The following is a 12,956-nucleotide window of genomic DNA, read 5'->3' as shown; positions in this document are numbered from 1 at the left end:
CGAACAAAGCATATCGTAAAAAGAAACAGAAGATAATGACGAAATATGAAAAATATTAGCTTATTTTGCGAGTTGCCAATATTTTAAACAGATTTGAAAACTGTACAATCTTTTGTCACAATGAAGTTGAATAATAAGGTTACTTACATTCTGTCTAATAAGCACTGATAATAAAAAGGCAAGAGCCTTATTTTATGAATACTTTTAGGTATAATAGTTTCAAAGATTTTTAGCTGTACACTATTTAATTGAGGAGTCCGCGTGGCCCAATATATCTATACAATGAACCGAGTATCTAAAATGGTTCCGCCAAAGCGCGAAATCCTTAAAGATATCTCTCTATCATTTTTCCCTGGTGCAAAAATTGGTGTGCTTGGTTTAAATGGTGCGGGTAAGTCAACACTACTTCGCATTATGGCGGGTGTAGATAAAGACTTTTCTGGTGAAGCACGTGCACAGCCTGGTATTAAAATTGGCTATCTTGAACAAGAGCCACCTTTAGACCCAAATAAAGATGTTCGTGGTAACGTGGAAGATGGTTTGCGTGAGCCTCTAGATGCGCTAGCACGTTTAGATGAAGTATTTGCTGAATATGCTGCTGAAGATGCAGATTTCGATGCACTTGCAAAAGAGCAAGAAAAGCTTGAATCAATTATTCATGCTTGGGATGCACATAATTTAAGTAACCAAATGGAACAAGCAGCAGATGCGCTACGTTTACCTGCATGGGATGCAGATGTAAATAAGCTGTCTGGTGGTGAGCGCCGTCGTGTTGCACTTTGCCGCTTACTTTTATCTAAGCCTGATATGTTGTTACTTGACGAACCGACAAACCATTTAGATGCAGAATCGGTATCTTGGCTTGAGCGTTTCTTAAAAGACTTTGCAGGGACAATTGTTGCGATTACCCATGACCGTTATTTCTTAGATAACGTTGCTGAGTGGATCTTAGAGCTTGACCGTGGACATGGTATTCCTTATCAAGGTAACTATACAACGTGGTTGGAACAAAAGAATGCACGTTTAGAGCAAGAGAATAAGCAAGAAGAATCTTTTGCGAAAGCATTGAAAAAAGAGCTTGAATGGGTTCGCTCAAATGCTAAAGGTCAGCAGAAGAAGAATAAAGCACGTATGGAGCGTTTTGAAGAGTTAAACTCTAAAGAATTCCAAGAACGTAATGAAACTTCAGAAATTTATATTCCACCTGGCCCGCGTTTAGGGAACAAGGTTGTTGAAGTTGATAATATTAGCAAATCGTTTGGCGATCGTTTACTTTACGAGAACTTGAGTTTTTCTGTACCACCAGCATCGATTGTAGGTATTGTTGGGCCGAATGGTGCAGGTAAAACAACACTTTTCCGTATGATGACAGGTGAGCAAGAGCCATCTACAGGTACAGTGACTGTTGGTGATTCCGTGAAAGTGGCTTATGTTGGTCAGATTCGCGATACCTTAGATGATAATAAAACTGTTTGGGAAGAAGTTTCAGGTGGTTTAGATATTTTACGTGTAGGTGATTATGAAATTGCTTCTCGTGCATATATTGGCCGCTTTAACTTTAAAGGTTCAGATCAACAAAAACGTGTAGGTGAACTTTCTGGTGGTGAGCGTAACCGCTTACAACTTGCAAAAATTCTTCAGCAAGGTGCAAACGTTATCTTACTCGATGAACCATCAAACGACCTTGATGTCGAAACGTTACGTGCACTAGAGGACGCTATTTTAGTTTTCCCTGGTACAGTAATGGTTGTGTCGCATGACCGTTGGTTCTTAGACCGTATTGCAACGCATATTCTTGCTTTTGAAGATGAAGGCCCTGAGTTCTTCGACGGTAACTACACAGAATATGAAGCATATCGTAAGAAAAAATTAGGTGATGAAGCTCGACCAAAGCGTCAAAAATATAGAAAAATTGGTGGCTAATTTTAATTAGTGATTCAGAGAAAGCCAACTCATCGGTGAGTTGGCTTTTTTTTATATTTACCGAATCTTTAAATTCATAGGTGTAGGGCATTGAATAGAAATTAAGATATACCGTTGGAGGTTGGAGTGATACAAGAAAAAATTTTCTACTACATTTAACCTAAAGGGTATTGTGTACCTAAAAGGTAATAGCATATCTATATTTTTAGAGTAGTTAATTTTATTCAATTGTAGAGGTATCTTAAAATGACTTGTCATAAAAATTCTACATTTTGATTAGGGTGAAAAGTTATTGGGCGGCATGTCAAAGGGCAGATGCTACTTATTATTGAAATTGTTTAGAAATTTTCGAACTAAGATATGAGTTAAAAGTAGGTTTACTTAATTTCAAAGGCTCTACGTTAGAGTTGATTGAGAAAGAATATATGCAACTGGAATAAAGTCGTTTTGTTATATCGTGAGGCTCTAGAAAAGCTATTTTACTCATGAGTATACATGTGGGCACACTCATGAATAAGATTGTGGTCTAAATTTGCCATTGATGATTGCAGTCACGGCATTTCCATGCTTTTTGTGATTGCATAAATGCCTGCATAGAAATTTTAAAGTTTGGTAAGTCACGCCAGAATAAAACACCTGAAATAGCAGTGATAGCAAATACAACAGCAGTTGCAATTTGTAAGTTTGTACCAGCACCCTTACTAAAAATCCACATTGCAATATCAGCAATAACTAAAAGTAAAAGTAAAAAAATAGAGAAGACTAAAACTATAAGACTTTTAGGTACATCAGGGCGCGTTGTACTGCCTACTTGAGCAACTGGCATAACTTTTTGGCTTTGGCATTGTGGGCAACGGTATTGCATGAAAACTCCAAAATAATTTTAAGTATATTCTAGCTAAATAATAATGAAATAAAAAACTTTCAACTCTATTGTCTATCTTTTTTAGACTTTTATAAGAAATATCGATCAACATAAATACGAATAATTATTGTTTTTGTTACTAATAAATATTATTTTATGACATATTTTAAAATATATTATAATTTAAGAGATTTTAAATGCAGCAGAAATCCTTTGTATCGATATACCCGTTTAGGCAATCTAAAGTAGCTATTGCAACTTTTATTTCCCTATTCAGTTTCACATCATTTTCATATGCTGAAGAACAAAACTCTTCAAAAACAGCAGTTTTAAATACGATTCAATTACATGCGCAAGGAAACTGGCTTGAAGATGTAACAGCAAAGAAAGTATTTGAACATGCAGGTGCTAGAACAATTATAGATCGTAAGCAGCTTGATGAAACGGCTTCAACAACATTAAAAGATGCTTTAAGGCAGGTTCCTGGTGTTCAGGTTCAAGATAATGCAGGTACAGCAGGCAGTGATTTATCTTTAAGTTTTGGTGTTCGTGGTTTAACCTCACGATTCTCTCCACGTTCAACAGTTCTTATGGATGGTGTGCCACTAGCATTTGCACCATATGGTCAGCCACAGCTTTCATTGGCGCCAACCAGTTTAGGCAATATTTCATCGATTGATGTGATTCGTGGAGCAGGTTCTGTTCGCTTTGGGCCTCAAAATGTGGGTGGTATCATTAACTTTAATACGCGTGAGATTCCACAAGATTTTAAAGGTAGTGTGGGGCTAACAACTGAGTTCGCTAAAAATGGCAATGTTAAGTTAAGTCCAAATGCATTTCTTGGCACAACTTTTGAAAATGGTTTAGGTGTTGCTATAATGTACTCAGGTACGCAAGGAAATGGGTATAGAGATAATAATGATCATAACAATATTAATGATGTTATTTTAAAAACAGCGTATAGCTTTACCGATGCAGATAAGCTTGAATTTAGTCTACATCGTTATGATGCTAAGGCAGGTATGCCAGGCGGTTTGACACCACAGCAGTATGCGGTTAATCCGAATCAATCTGTGATGAAGAATGACTTTTTTGAAGGGCATCGTACAGATGGTGCTTTAAAATATACCCATAAAGATGATGTAAATACTTTTGAGGTTTTGGCTTATCATACAGATACCTACCGTAATGCGGTAATGGAAAATCAAGCACAAAATTCCAAAACCAAGAAGTTGGAAATGCAGTTAAGAAACGCGCCTAGGACTTATCAAGTTTCTGCAATTGAACCTCGTTTCTCTCATGCTTATGCTTTTGGTAATACTAATAATGAGATTTCTGTTGGATATCGTTATTTACATGAGACCAGTAAAGAATATATTGGACGTAGTGCATTCTATGCACCCAATAGTCCTGTAATTACACAGTTAGATGGTTATTCTTCTGCCAATGGTAAAACAACAGCGCATGCAGTATATCTAGATAACAGAACAGATATTGGTCGTTGGTCTGTGACACCTGGTGTACGTTTTGAGTCGATTAAGACGACAGAAAACTTTAACCGTTTAAATGCCAATAATAGTGTAAAAAGCTCTATTACGCCTGTTGTAAAGTCGAATGAAGTTTTACCAAACTTTTCAGTGAAATATGCGGTTAATGATCAGTGGAATGTATTTGCAAACTATGGAATTTCATTTGGACCACAACAATATAGCCAAATGGCAAAAATTGATGGAGATATAGCAGTATCTCAAACACAAGGTTTACGCCCTGAAAAAGCAAAAAATTATGAGATTGGGACACACTATTTAGGAAATGGTTTACAAGCTGAGCTAACAGCATTTTACATTGACTTTAATCAAGAGCTGAAGCGTTCAAAAATTAATGGTGTAGAAGAATGGAGTAGCCTGGGTGCGACTAAGCATGAAGGCTTTGAGCTTGGTATAAATTATGACTTTGGTCAGATGTATGATGTACTGCAAGGGCTATCTGCTTATAGTAATTTAACCTACACGCATGCAACAGCTGCAGCAGGCATACGTAAGGGTAAAGATATTCCACTTTATTCGCGTTGGGTGGCTAACCTTGGTTTAGGTTATAAGGTGAATCAGTGGACTGTGAATACAGACTTATTTGCTCAATCTAGTCAAATTGCAACAAATAAAGATGACCTTGTTATTGAAGATGATAAAGGGCGCTTTGGACGTATACCAGGTTATACAACAGCTTCAGTACGAGTTGCGTATGACTTTAGCCAGCAGTTAAAAGGGTTAAAAGTGGCAGCGGGTATTAAAAATGTGTTCGATACCAATTATTTTACACGCTCATCTGACAGTATATATGGGAAATATGAAGGACAGCCAAGAACAGTCTTTTTGCAAACGTCATTTGATTTCTAGTTAAGTTTTAAAAGAGGCCTTAGCAAGTTGCTAGGGCTTTTTATTAAAAACACACATAAAAAAAAGCCACTGAGTCTTCAGTGGCTTTTTTAGAATTTGGCGTCCCTACGGGGATTCGAACCCCGGTTACCGCCGTGAAAGGGGCGTTAGCCACTTTCACTATTATTTTGTAAAGTTTTGTAATCTTGTGTTAAAGAGGGCAAAGAGGACAAGCAATCATGTAGATTTTCAGGAGCTAAATGCGCATAGCGTTGTGTAATTCTTGTATCTGAATGACCTAAAAGCGTAGAAACATGATAAAGAGGAATACCTTGTTTTATTAAAAAGCTAGCAAATGTGTGTCTTAAATCGTGTATGCGAACATGACCAATTTCAGCCCTTTTAACAGCACATTTAAAACCTTTATAAAAAGTCTTAATATTAGAATCAGTATTCTCATTATAAAAAACATATTTTTTATGCGTTTTTAAACGTAAGAGCGCATAGATCGAAACATGATTAAGCGGTTTATAAACAGTCTTTTTATTCTTAGATAGTGAGTTTCTAATAATAAAATATTTATCATTTATATGAACATTATCCCATGTCAGTGAGAGAAGCTCTCCAGAACGACAGCCCGTATTTAGTAAAAGAAGTATGTAATCGTGAAGAATGTAATTGCCGTATTGTTTTGAAGCGTTTAAGAGCTTGGTACATTCGTAAGCATTTAGAAAGCGTGGTATAAAATCAGTTTCAAAGAGCCTAAATCCATTAAATACGTTTTTAAAATTATCGTTTTTATGTTTTAAGTAGTAGTTAAAAGCAGATTTAATAACGTGCAATTCTCTATTGATTGTTGAATTTTTTACACCTTGAAGTTGTCTATATGTGCAGTAGTCATGCACATTTTCTATTGTTATATCATCAAATTTATAAAACCACTCCAGGTGAGAGAACTTATCCATATATGTATGATTTGATTGAAATAAGCCATTTCTAGCATAAAAATTTAATATCTTTTCTATATCCATTCTTAATTCCTAAAATCAAAAAAAACAGCAAATCATTTTGCTGTCTAATCAGTACATAAATGTGTCTTGGTCGCCCCACACTCCGTGGGGCTTTGTTACTACCGATTAAAATTTAATGGGAGCAAGGTAATCAGGGAGGAAAAAATAGCTACGCTAATTTTCCATTTATCGAAGAGCATTATTTTGTTCAATAATAGTTTTTTGTTTTTCTCTATCCCACTTGCAATAATCTAAAGCACGAGATAAATCATGTTTACTTATTACAGCATTTGTATTCACATAATCAGGTAAATCAGAGCATTCAATATAAGCAGATTTTATCGAAGCTGGAGAAGCTGGAGACCAATATTGATAAATTATATAAATAGCTGCAAAAATAATTCCAACATAAACCATATTACGATTAGTCATTTATTTAATATCTAAAGAAAGGAATAAAGATATATTAATGAAAAAATAAGTCATTTCAAAATAGCCTTCTGTTTTGAAATAACTTGATCATCATGACATTTCTGCAAATAAAATTCTAAAGACGAAGAAGTAACAATGGAATCAGGTAAATAATTAGATATAGTTGGACATTCAGATTTAGCAGCTAAAAGCTCTTTATCTGTTGCGGGTGAATTTAAAGAAGTACAAAAATAAGCAAGAGAACCAACGAGAAAAACAAGAGCAAGAACAAGGAAAAATGGTGCCCAATCATCAAAAAAAGATTCAAACCAATCAAAAATTTTCATAACTAAATACCTTCCTTATTTTCATACATTGTTTGTGCTTTTTGTTCATCACCTGGGAGTGTTGAAGCAGGAACAGCATTTACTTGTAAGTCTTTAGAAGCATGATCACCAAAGTAATCAAACGGACGATCTCCGTTAATTACTCTTTCACAATCAGAAGAAGAAACATTGTGAAGAATAGTGCCTTGTTGGGTATAGGCGATATATTTATGACCTGATTTTAAACAGCCTGAAAATATTGGCTTGTTCTTAATTTCATACGTTGATTGAACTTGTTTTTGTAATTCATCTGAAAATGGGTTAGATGGATCATAGTTAAATGTAGAAACAGATTTATGATTTTTGGTTAAGTCATCATACCAAGCAATACATTCTTTACGGTTTAAGTTTTCAGCTTTACGGCACTGGGTAGAGAGATCAGAAGCATTAATAGGTGCAGTATTTGTATTGGGTTGAGTTGTATTTGCGACATGGGTTGTCGTAGTTGTTGTGGTTGTCGTTGGTTTTTTATGAAAGATATTATCCCAATTAAAATAAACACAAGCAGCAATCACTAGAAAAAGCATCCAAATACCTTGTATGACTTTTGCAGGTATTTTAATTTTAGAGTGTGAATCTCCAGAACCATCTGATGATTTATACATGGTGAAAAGCTGTTTAGGATAGGTGAAAGTACCTGTATCCTCAGCTTCTGCCTTAGCAGACTTTGTATTCGGACTAATTTGTGAGTGTTTCCAAAGCCACCATGTTGCAAGCTTCATGCCCATAGGACGATGTAAGTGTATATGTGTACCAACCATATCAAGTACATCAACATTTAAACGTCTAGGAGCTTGTGTGATGAATATAATATCTAAAAAGTCAGCATGTCTATGAACTGATAAGAACTCAACTTCAGGATGGTTTTCATTTTTTATAGGGTGTTTATATTTTTTAGAAAAATGCGTTATGAAATGTGCTTCATCAATAACAACTAGAGAGTTGGGCGGATAATCAACAAATTTATCTTTAAGCGGTTGAGCAGAATCTAATTTTAGACCATCAATGTTTGAAAATATATTCCAATCTTTTGTTGTATCATTTGCACGTTTAAATATTTCTTGTACAGCCCAAAGCGTTTTGCCTGATCCTGGAGTAGCAGTTAGTAATGTAATCATTTTTTAGTTACCGAAACATTAGTCGAGCGTAATTGAGCAACAACAAAAAGGGCTGAAATAATAATAGATAGGGATTGATCAAAACCCGAAATACCAATAATCCAAGAAATATCACCAACATAAGCTAAGTTTGATAAGAAGCGATCAATAAGAAAGGAGAGGATAATATTTAGAAGTACAGAAGATGCAATGGTAAGACCTGCGCTCTCCAGTAACCTTTTTAAAAGACCATCTCCAAATTGATCAAATAACCATTTGAGTAACTTAACCATTTAACCCCCCTAATTTTTTATTTAAAACGCTAAAGCGTTTCTCTCGTCCTCCTCGTTGTCCTCCCCGTCCGCCTCGTCGTCCTCGCTTACCCATCACGTGTGTACCCCAGTAAGATGTAAGCAGCAGAAAGCCAACCAATCGCTATAACAATCGGGTGTATTAATTCTAAAAAGTGACAAAAAGGTGAATAATCAAACTGATAAGAAACAGAAGCTGTCATAAGGTTTAGATTAACTTGTGTAGGTGCTGGGCAAGTATGAGAAGCAGAAACCCTATCCGTACGGAAAACAGAGAAATCAAAATTAGTGGGTGAATCTACATCAACATGACCATCTTCTTTATCTGAATCTGTTGGTTGTTCTTGTGTCCAATCTAACCATTTGCATAAAGAGGAAAAATAGTCACAAAAGGCAGGTAAATCTGTTTTTGTCTTTATGTTGTCAGCGGTGGTATTCATTTGCTCTGTTGACTGCGTACCATCAGGTTTTGTCGTTGTGACTGTTGTAGTAGTGGTTTGTTGTCCTGTTTTTGGATCGGTAACAGTATCTGTACTGGTCGTTACTTTTGTACCGTCTGGCTTAGTTGTTGTCGACTGTGAATGGCCATCAGGTATGGTTTGCTGTCCTGTTTGTGTAGGGTCTTTAACAGCAGTATTTAAAGCATTTAAATTATTTTGTGTAATATCTGCTTGGAGTATTGCATTACGATTATCAATTAAATTTTGCGACATTTCAGGTGTAAAACCATTCACACCCCAATCAATATATGTTGCAGGCTTAGGCGTAACACCGTCAGCCTCCTTAGGCGTATAAGCATATTGAATAACAGGATCATATTTACCTGTCGTATCAGCATTCATTAGCTGTGCCAAAGTGGGAATATCAGAACCATCGGAAGGAACAGGAACAGTATCAGCAAGATCGGGAGCAACAGAAGGATCATAATTAGGATTTACAATCTGAGGAATCCCGAAAGACCCTGTCAAAACCTCAGAATTCGGATCTCTTTGAAAAGAACAAACAGTAGTAGCAGAATACTCATCAGGAGTAGCTTTCATAAAAAGAACATGAGACCAACCAAACAAACCCTTTAAATAATCACACTGAGCAGAACCAGCTGCATTAAGATCAGAATATTGCTTACCCGTATTCAAATTATAAATATAATGACCTTTATAATTTTTAGGATCAGTAAGTGTACCGTCAGACTTTTTTACAACAGCCCCCGGACCCATAACATAACCAACTCCATCAAGAAGTTTATCAATGCCATACTGAGCAGCTAAACCAACACCTAAACCACCGCCAATCTTTGCAAGTTTTTTAGCAGCATCTAAAGCAACTTTTGCAACTTCAGCAGTATTCGCAGGAACTGCAACATGTTCAGCAACTTGATACATTGAACCATTCGCAGCAAGGCGTTGAGTTAAATCACCTGATACTTGACCTGCACGAGCAGAAACATTTTCCATTTTCCAATCATTGGAAGCAGGATTTTTTCTTAAAATATCACGAGCAACATCTTCAGGAGTAGGCTTTGGTACAGCAGATGCAAAAGAGGTTGTAACTATTATTAAAGGTAATAAAAAGGCAATTATTTTTCTCATTTTTATTCCTTAAATAACAGAGTAAGAAGAATAAGCATTAAAATTAAGTAGAAAAATCCGAAAGACATAAAGCCTCCAAGCAAGGGGGAATAATCCCCCTCCATAAAATCAAGTACGGTTGAAAGCTTGTTTAATAAAGCCCCAAACTTGAAGTGTTGCAGTAGGAGCGAGTTTAGCTGCACCAACACCAGCGATAGCAGCAATAGCAGTACCAATAATTGTCACACCTGAAGAAGTATCAACACCTGAACCACCATCAGCCATTGCAACGCCAACAGTAGCCGCAGTAACAGCTACACCAACAACAGCACGATTGTAAAAATTACGAATTTTACTCATTTCACTAACCTCGTTTCATGGCATCTTCAATAAGACGCCAAACATAGACAGTGGCAAATGCCACAAGGATTTGCGTAAGTAATGCGTTAGCATCATTTACATTGATGTTGAAAAGATCAAAATCTTCTTTTGCAACGTATGAAACACACGTTTGAACAGAGTTAATAACTTGTATTTCTTTGCAAACGTATGTCGTCATTTTTTAATCTCTTTTATCAGCAGATCCAGCATTTAAACCGCAAAGATACTGACTTCTATAAATTTTCATTAACTCTGGTGAGTTCTCTAAAATCTTTAGTAATTCATCAGGTAAAGGGTAGTCCTTACCAAATTTTGCAAAAGAATAGCCCTTGTTAAATGAAGCGTCTGAAATAACTTGACCCATTTCTTGATCTAATGGCTCTTTCGTCCCTAGAAGCTCATATAATTTAGATATTGCTAAATCTAATTTCTTAGAAATCATGGTAAGCGTTGACCTATCTACAAGCTGAGTAGAAGAATTAGAAAAAAGATATGAAATATCTACTTTTTTAATGTCTTGTAATTGACCAATAACGGAAAGAATATCTTCTTGTTTATCAGACATGATTTAGCCTAAGCTGACTTTGAAGGAGCAGGAGCATTAATTGGGTTTAGCTCAACAAGTTTTGTTGTTGAACGATTGCCCGATGTAACAACCTCAAAAACAGCCTTAGCCTTAAATCGAGCGTCCACATTAGGAAGCAAATGTTTAATTTTTTCCATATTGGTATGATCACCCCATGTATAGACAGTATTCGTAGAACCATAGCCACGACCTTCATCAATAGGGGTTTGAATAAAAACTTTTGTATTATCGTGATGCTTACCATCGACAGAATCATTAAATGTAGTAGCACCTACAACAACAACTTCACCTTCAAATTTCATTGGATTAAATCCTCATACATTGGTTTATTTAAAAGAGGGACACCCTCAAAAAGCGGATATTCAGCATCGTTATTTCTAACAATTTCTTGTGTTAAATTATGAAAATGGGTAGCACAAGCGTGAGTAAATTTAAGACGTTTAGGAACAACGTCCTTATCAGACATGACCATGTCTAAAAGCAGAGAATCATCAAAAACTTTTCTAAATTGGCGAATATATTTACCGAACTGAATCTTAATAATTTCAATAGCTTTAGCTATATTTAACTCTGATTGTCTTTTTACAACGTCTATCTTTTCAGGTGTAACCCGATCACCTAATTGTTCACATAACTGGGCAAGTGCAGGATATGCACCCGCATAATATTGGGTAGGGTGTATTAAAATATCTAAAGGAATATTTATATTTTTAGCTTGTAACTCTAATTCACCACGAACCCACGGATTTATAGAATCACCATTTTTTTTACCACGTTCATAAGCACGGAAAACTTTACCACTATTTCGAGAACCCACTTGAAAGGTACGACCTGCACCTGTTGGTCGTCTCCAGTTACCTAAGTGACGAACATCAGGAATCATGCCATGACATGCAAATAAACATTGCTTATCCCATTCATCAACAAGCTCAACAGGAATAAAATCACCATCAAAGTCATCATAACAAAGATCAATACGACCTAGTTTTGGTGAAATAACGTCTTTTTTTAAGTAGTTATATAATCTTTCTTGCCAACCCTTTCGAGCAAGAGCACAGCCAGTACCATTAATCTGAACGGTAATTCTTTTATTAGTATGACCATAAAGAACCAAACCGAAATCATCTTGTAGATCGTAACCGTAACTATTAAAGTGCATACCCTTTTCACGTTTACGCTCAAGCCCAAAGCCAAAAAGCTCATATAAGATAGGGTCTAAAAAGGTTTCAACAGCATGAGTTAAAGCCTCATCCGCTTCAATACCAACATGATAAAGAGAAGTCTGAAAAGTAGATTGGCAAAAGCTAAAAGTCACATAGTCATGAGCCACAAGCTCACCAGCAACAGGAACAGAAAAAACAATAGGAACAGCCCCTTGAGGGGTCATAATCATCTTGTAGTTATCTTGCGAACGCGGAAAAGCATATGAATCAGATTGTGATTGAGTATCAGGTACCCCCGTATTACAAACGGGTAGCATAATCGAATGAAAGTACTCCGTGTTTTGCGCGGTTTTGAGTATTTTTTGAACAAAAATATCTTTAATTGGAGAATTTATCTTAACTGCTTTTTTCTCAGTATTTAAAAAGACATCAAGACCAGTAAACTTGTTACAAGAAACAGAATTTAAAAGATTTAAAAGCTCGATTAATTCAGAAGAAGTAATTTCAAAAAAAGCACAGGCAGTTTCTATTTCTATTTTTATAGATTTATAAGCATTAAAGATTTCTTTAGATGAAAGATCAGATTTATCAAAATTATTAATAAGGTCTAATAAGCGTTTCATTCAAACTCTCCAGACTCTCTAATTAATTCAGCTTCAAGCTCATCAATAAAATGAACGTCATAATCCATTTGAAAAAGCAGAGAAGATAGAAAGTTCAAAACATCAATGTGATCTTTTACCGAAGAAGAACATTCCATTGTTAAAACAGCATCGTGATGAACAATCTTAGAAACTAAGTTAAAAGCGCACTGGAGATATTCAGCATTAGAAGAAAACTCAATTTTTTGATTATTCATTAAAGCCCCATGTGTATTTTT

Annotated in this window: 15 protein-coding genes and 1 tRNA gene; 2 read left to right on the top strand and 14 right to left on the bottom strand. The window is 35.7% G+C overall.

The genetic code is table 11. The annotated features are described in order from the left end of the window. The first annotated feature begins 261 nt into the window (after positions 1-261). The gene (gene ettA, locus AC1MPL_RS01310) at positions 262-1,923 is read left to right on the top strand and encodes an energy-dependent translational throttle protein EttA (RefSeq protein WP_479763611.1); all 1,662 of its coding nucleotides are present in this window, start codon (positions 262-264) and stop codon (positions 1,921-1,923) included. A 526-nt stretch (positions 1,924-2,449) separates the two neighbouring features. On the opposite strand, the gene AC1MPL_RS01305 is transcribed toward ettA, so the two are convergent. Next, a complete protein-coding gene (locus AC1MPL_RS01305) occupies positions 2,450-2,788 on the bottom strand; it encodes a zinc-ribbon domain-containing protein (RefSeq protein ID WP_479763609.1) in 339 nt (112 codons plus the stop codon). 197 nt (positions 2,789-2,985) lie between these two features. Here AC1MPL_RS01305 and AC1MPL_RS01300 point away from each other — a divergent pair, with 197 nt between their 5' ends. Next, a complete protein-coding gene (locus AC1MPL_RS01300; RefSeq protein ID WP_479763607.1) occupies positions 2,986-5,184 on the top strand; it encodes a TonB-dependent receptor family protein in 2,199 nt (732 codons plus the stop codon). Positions 5,185-5,281: 97 nt separating this feature from the next. On the opposite strand, the gene AC1MPL_RS01295 is transcribed toward AC1MPL_RS01300, so the two are convergent. The 13 genes from AC1MPL_RS01295 to AC1MPL_RS01235 all read right to left on the bottom strand — a co-directional run bounded on the left by AC1MPL_RS01295 (position 5,282) and on the right by AC1MPL_RS01235 (position 12,935). Next, a tRNA-Glu gene (locus AC1MPL_RS01295) sits at positions 5,282-5,347 on the bottom strand. After that, a complete protein-coding gene (locus AC1MPL_RS01290; RefSeq protein WP_479763606.1) occupies positions 5,331-6,194 on the bottom strand; it encodes a tyrosine-type recombinase/integrase in 864 nt (287 codons plus the stop codon). The genes AC1MPL_RS01295 and AC1MPL_RS01290 overlap by 17 nt, the downstream gene beginning before the upstream one ends. A gap of 165 nt (positions 6,195-6,359) precedes the next feature. Next, positions 6,360-6,605 carry a hypothetical protein gene (locus AC1MPL_RS01285; RefSeq protein WP_479763604.1) on the bottom strand — a complete coding sequence of 82 codons (246 nt, stop codon included), beginning with the start codon at positions 6,603-6,605 and terminating at the stop codon, positions 6,360-6,362. 50 nt (positions 6,606-6,655) lie between these two features. Further along, on the bottom strand, positions 6,656-6,931 hold the full coding sequence (locus AC1MPL_RS01280; RefSeq protein WP_479763603.1) for a hypothetical protein: 276 nt from the start codon (positions 6,929-6,931) through the stop codon (positions 6,656-6,658). A gap of 2 nt (positions 6,932-6,933) precedes the next feature. After that, the gene (locus tag AC1MPL_RS01275) at positions 6,934-8,088 is read right to left on the bottom strand and encodes a zonular occludens toxin domain-containing protein (RefSeq protein ID WP_479763601.1); all 1,155 of its coding nucleotides are present in this window, start codon (positions 8,086-8,088) and stop codon (positions 6,934-6,936) included. Further along, the gene (locus tag AC1MPL_RS01270; protein WP_237410734.1) at positions 8,085-8,360 is read right to left on the bottom strand and encodes a DUF2523 family protein; all 276 of its coding nucleotides are present in this window, start codon (positions 8,358-8,360) and stop codon (positions 8,085-8,087) included. Before AC1MPL_RS01270 ends, AC1MPL_RS01275 begins: the two co-directional genes overlap by 4 nt. A gap of 86 nt (positions 8,361-8,446) precedes the next feature. Continuing rightward, positions 8,447-9,967, bottom strand: coding sequence for a virulence factor TspB C-terminal domain-related protein (locus AC1MPL_RS01265; RefSeq protein WP_479763599.1), 1,521 nt, complete (start codon positions 9,965-9,967; stop codon positions 8,447-8,449). 108 nt (positions 9,968-10,075) lie between these two features. After that, positions 10,076-10,306 carry a hypothetical protein gene (locus tag AC1MPL_RS01260; protein ID WP_479763597.1) on the bottom strand — a complete coding sequence of 77 codons (231 nt, stop codon included), beginning with the start codon at positions 10,304-10,306 and terminating at the stop codon, positions 10,076-10,078. Positions 10,307-10,310: 4 nt separating this feature from the next. Then, entirely contained in the window at positions 10,311-10,505 is a 195-nt protein-coding gene (locus AC1MPL_RS01255; protein WP_237410731.1) for a hypothetical protein, read from the bottom strand. 3 nt (positions 10,506-10,508) lie between these two features. Next, positions 10,509-10,892 (bottom strand): hypothetical protein, encoded by a 384-nt coding sequence (locus tag AC1MPL_RS01250; protein ID WP_479763595.1) that lies wholly within the window; start codon positions 10,890-10,892, stop codon positions 10,509-10,511. Between the two features lie 8 nt (positions 10,893-10,900). Further along, positions 10,901-11,215, bottom strand: coding sequence for a hypothetical protein (locus AC1MPL_RS01245; protein WP_479763593.1), 315 nt, complete (start codon positions 11,213-11,215; stop codon positions 10,901-10,903). Beyond that, on the bottom strand, positions 11,212-12,699 hold the full coding sequence (locus tag AC1MPL_RS01240; protein ID WP_479763591.1) for a replication initiation factor domain-containing protein: 1,488 nt from the start codon (positions 12,697-12,699) through the stop codon (positions 11,212-11,214). The genes AC1MPL_RS01245 and AC1MPL_RS01240 overlap by 4 nt, the downstream gene beginning before the upstream one ends. Beyond that, positions 12,696-12,935 (bottom strand): hypothetical protein, encoded by a 240-nt coding sequence (locus AC1MPL_RS01235; protein ID WP_479763589.1) that lies wholly within the window; start codon positions 12,933-12,935, stop codon positions 12,696-12,698. The genes AC1MPL_RS01240 and AC1MPL_RS01235 overlap by 4 nt, the downstream gene beginning before the upstream one ends. Between the last annotated feature and the right edge of the window lie 21 nt (positions 12,936-12,956).

The sequence above is a fragment of the Acinetobacter sp. N1-1 genome, assembly GCF_056711485.1.
This window is presented reverse-complemented; position numbering and strand designations above follow the sequence as displayed.

Coding starts and splice junctions, on each gene's coding strand:
- AC1MPL_RS01235 (WP_479763589.1), bottom strand. CDS start 12,935: ATGAATAATCAAAAAATTGAGTTTTCTTCTAATGCTGAATATCTCCAG.
- AC1MPL_RS01290 (WP_479763606.1), bottom strand. CDS start 6,194: ATGGATATAGAAAAGATATTAAATTTTTATGCTAGAAATGGCTTATTT.
- AC1MPL_RS01285 (WP_479763604.1), bottom strand. CDS start 6,605: ATGACTAATCGTAATATGGTTTATGTTGGAATTATTTTTGCAGCTATT.
- AC1MPL_RS01275 (WP_479763601.1), bottom strand. CDS start 8,088: ATGATTACATTACTAACTGCTACTCCAGGATCAGGCAAAACGCTTTGG.
- AC1MPL_RS01300 (WP_479763607.1), top strand. CDS start 2,986: ATGCAGCAGAAATCCTTTGTATCGATATACCCGTTTAGGCAATCTAAA.
- AC1MPL_RS01240 (WP_479763591.1), bottom strand. CDS start 12,699: ATGAAACGCTTATTAGACCTTATTAATAATTTTGATAAATCTGATCTT.
- AC1MPL_RS01270 (WP_237410734.1), bottom strand. CDS start 8,360: ATGGTTAAGTTACTCAAATGGTTATTTGATCAATTTGGAGATGGTCTT.
- AC1MPL_RS01250 (WP_479763595.1), bottom strand. CDS start 10,892: ATGTCTGATAAACAAGAAGATATTCTTTCCGTTATTGGTCAATTACAA.
- AC1MPL_RS01255 (WP_237410731.1), bottom strand. CDS start 10,505: ATGACGACATACGTTTGCAAAGAAATACAAGTTATTAACTCTGTTCAA.
- AC1MPL_RS01305 (WP_479763609.1), bottom strand. CDS start 2,788: ATGCAATACCGTTGCCCACAATGCCAAAGCCAAAAAGTTATGCCAGTT.
- AC1MPL_RS01280 (WP_479763603.1), bottom strand. CDS start 6,931: ATGAAAATTTTTGATTGGTTTGAATCTTTTTTTGATGATTGGGCACCA.
- AC1MPL_RS01260 (WP_479763597.1), bottom strand. CDS start 10,306: ATGAGTAAAATTCGTAATTTTTACAATCGTGCTGTTGTTGGTGTAGCT.
- AC1MPL_RS01265 (WP_479763599.1), bottom strand. CDS start 9,967: ATGAGAAAAATAATTGCCTTTTTATTACCTTTAATAATAGTTACAACC.
- AC1MPL_RS01245 (WP_479763593.1), bottom strand. CDS start 11,215: ATGAAATTTGAAGGTGAAGTTGTTGTTGTAGGTGCTACTACATTTAAT.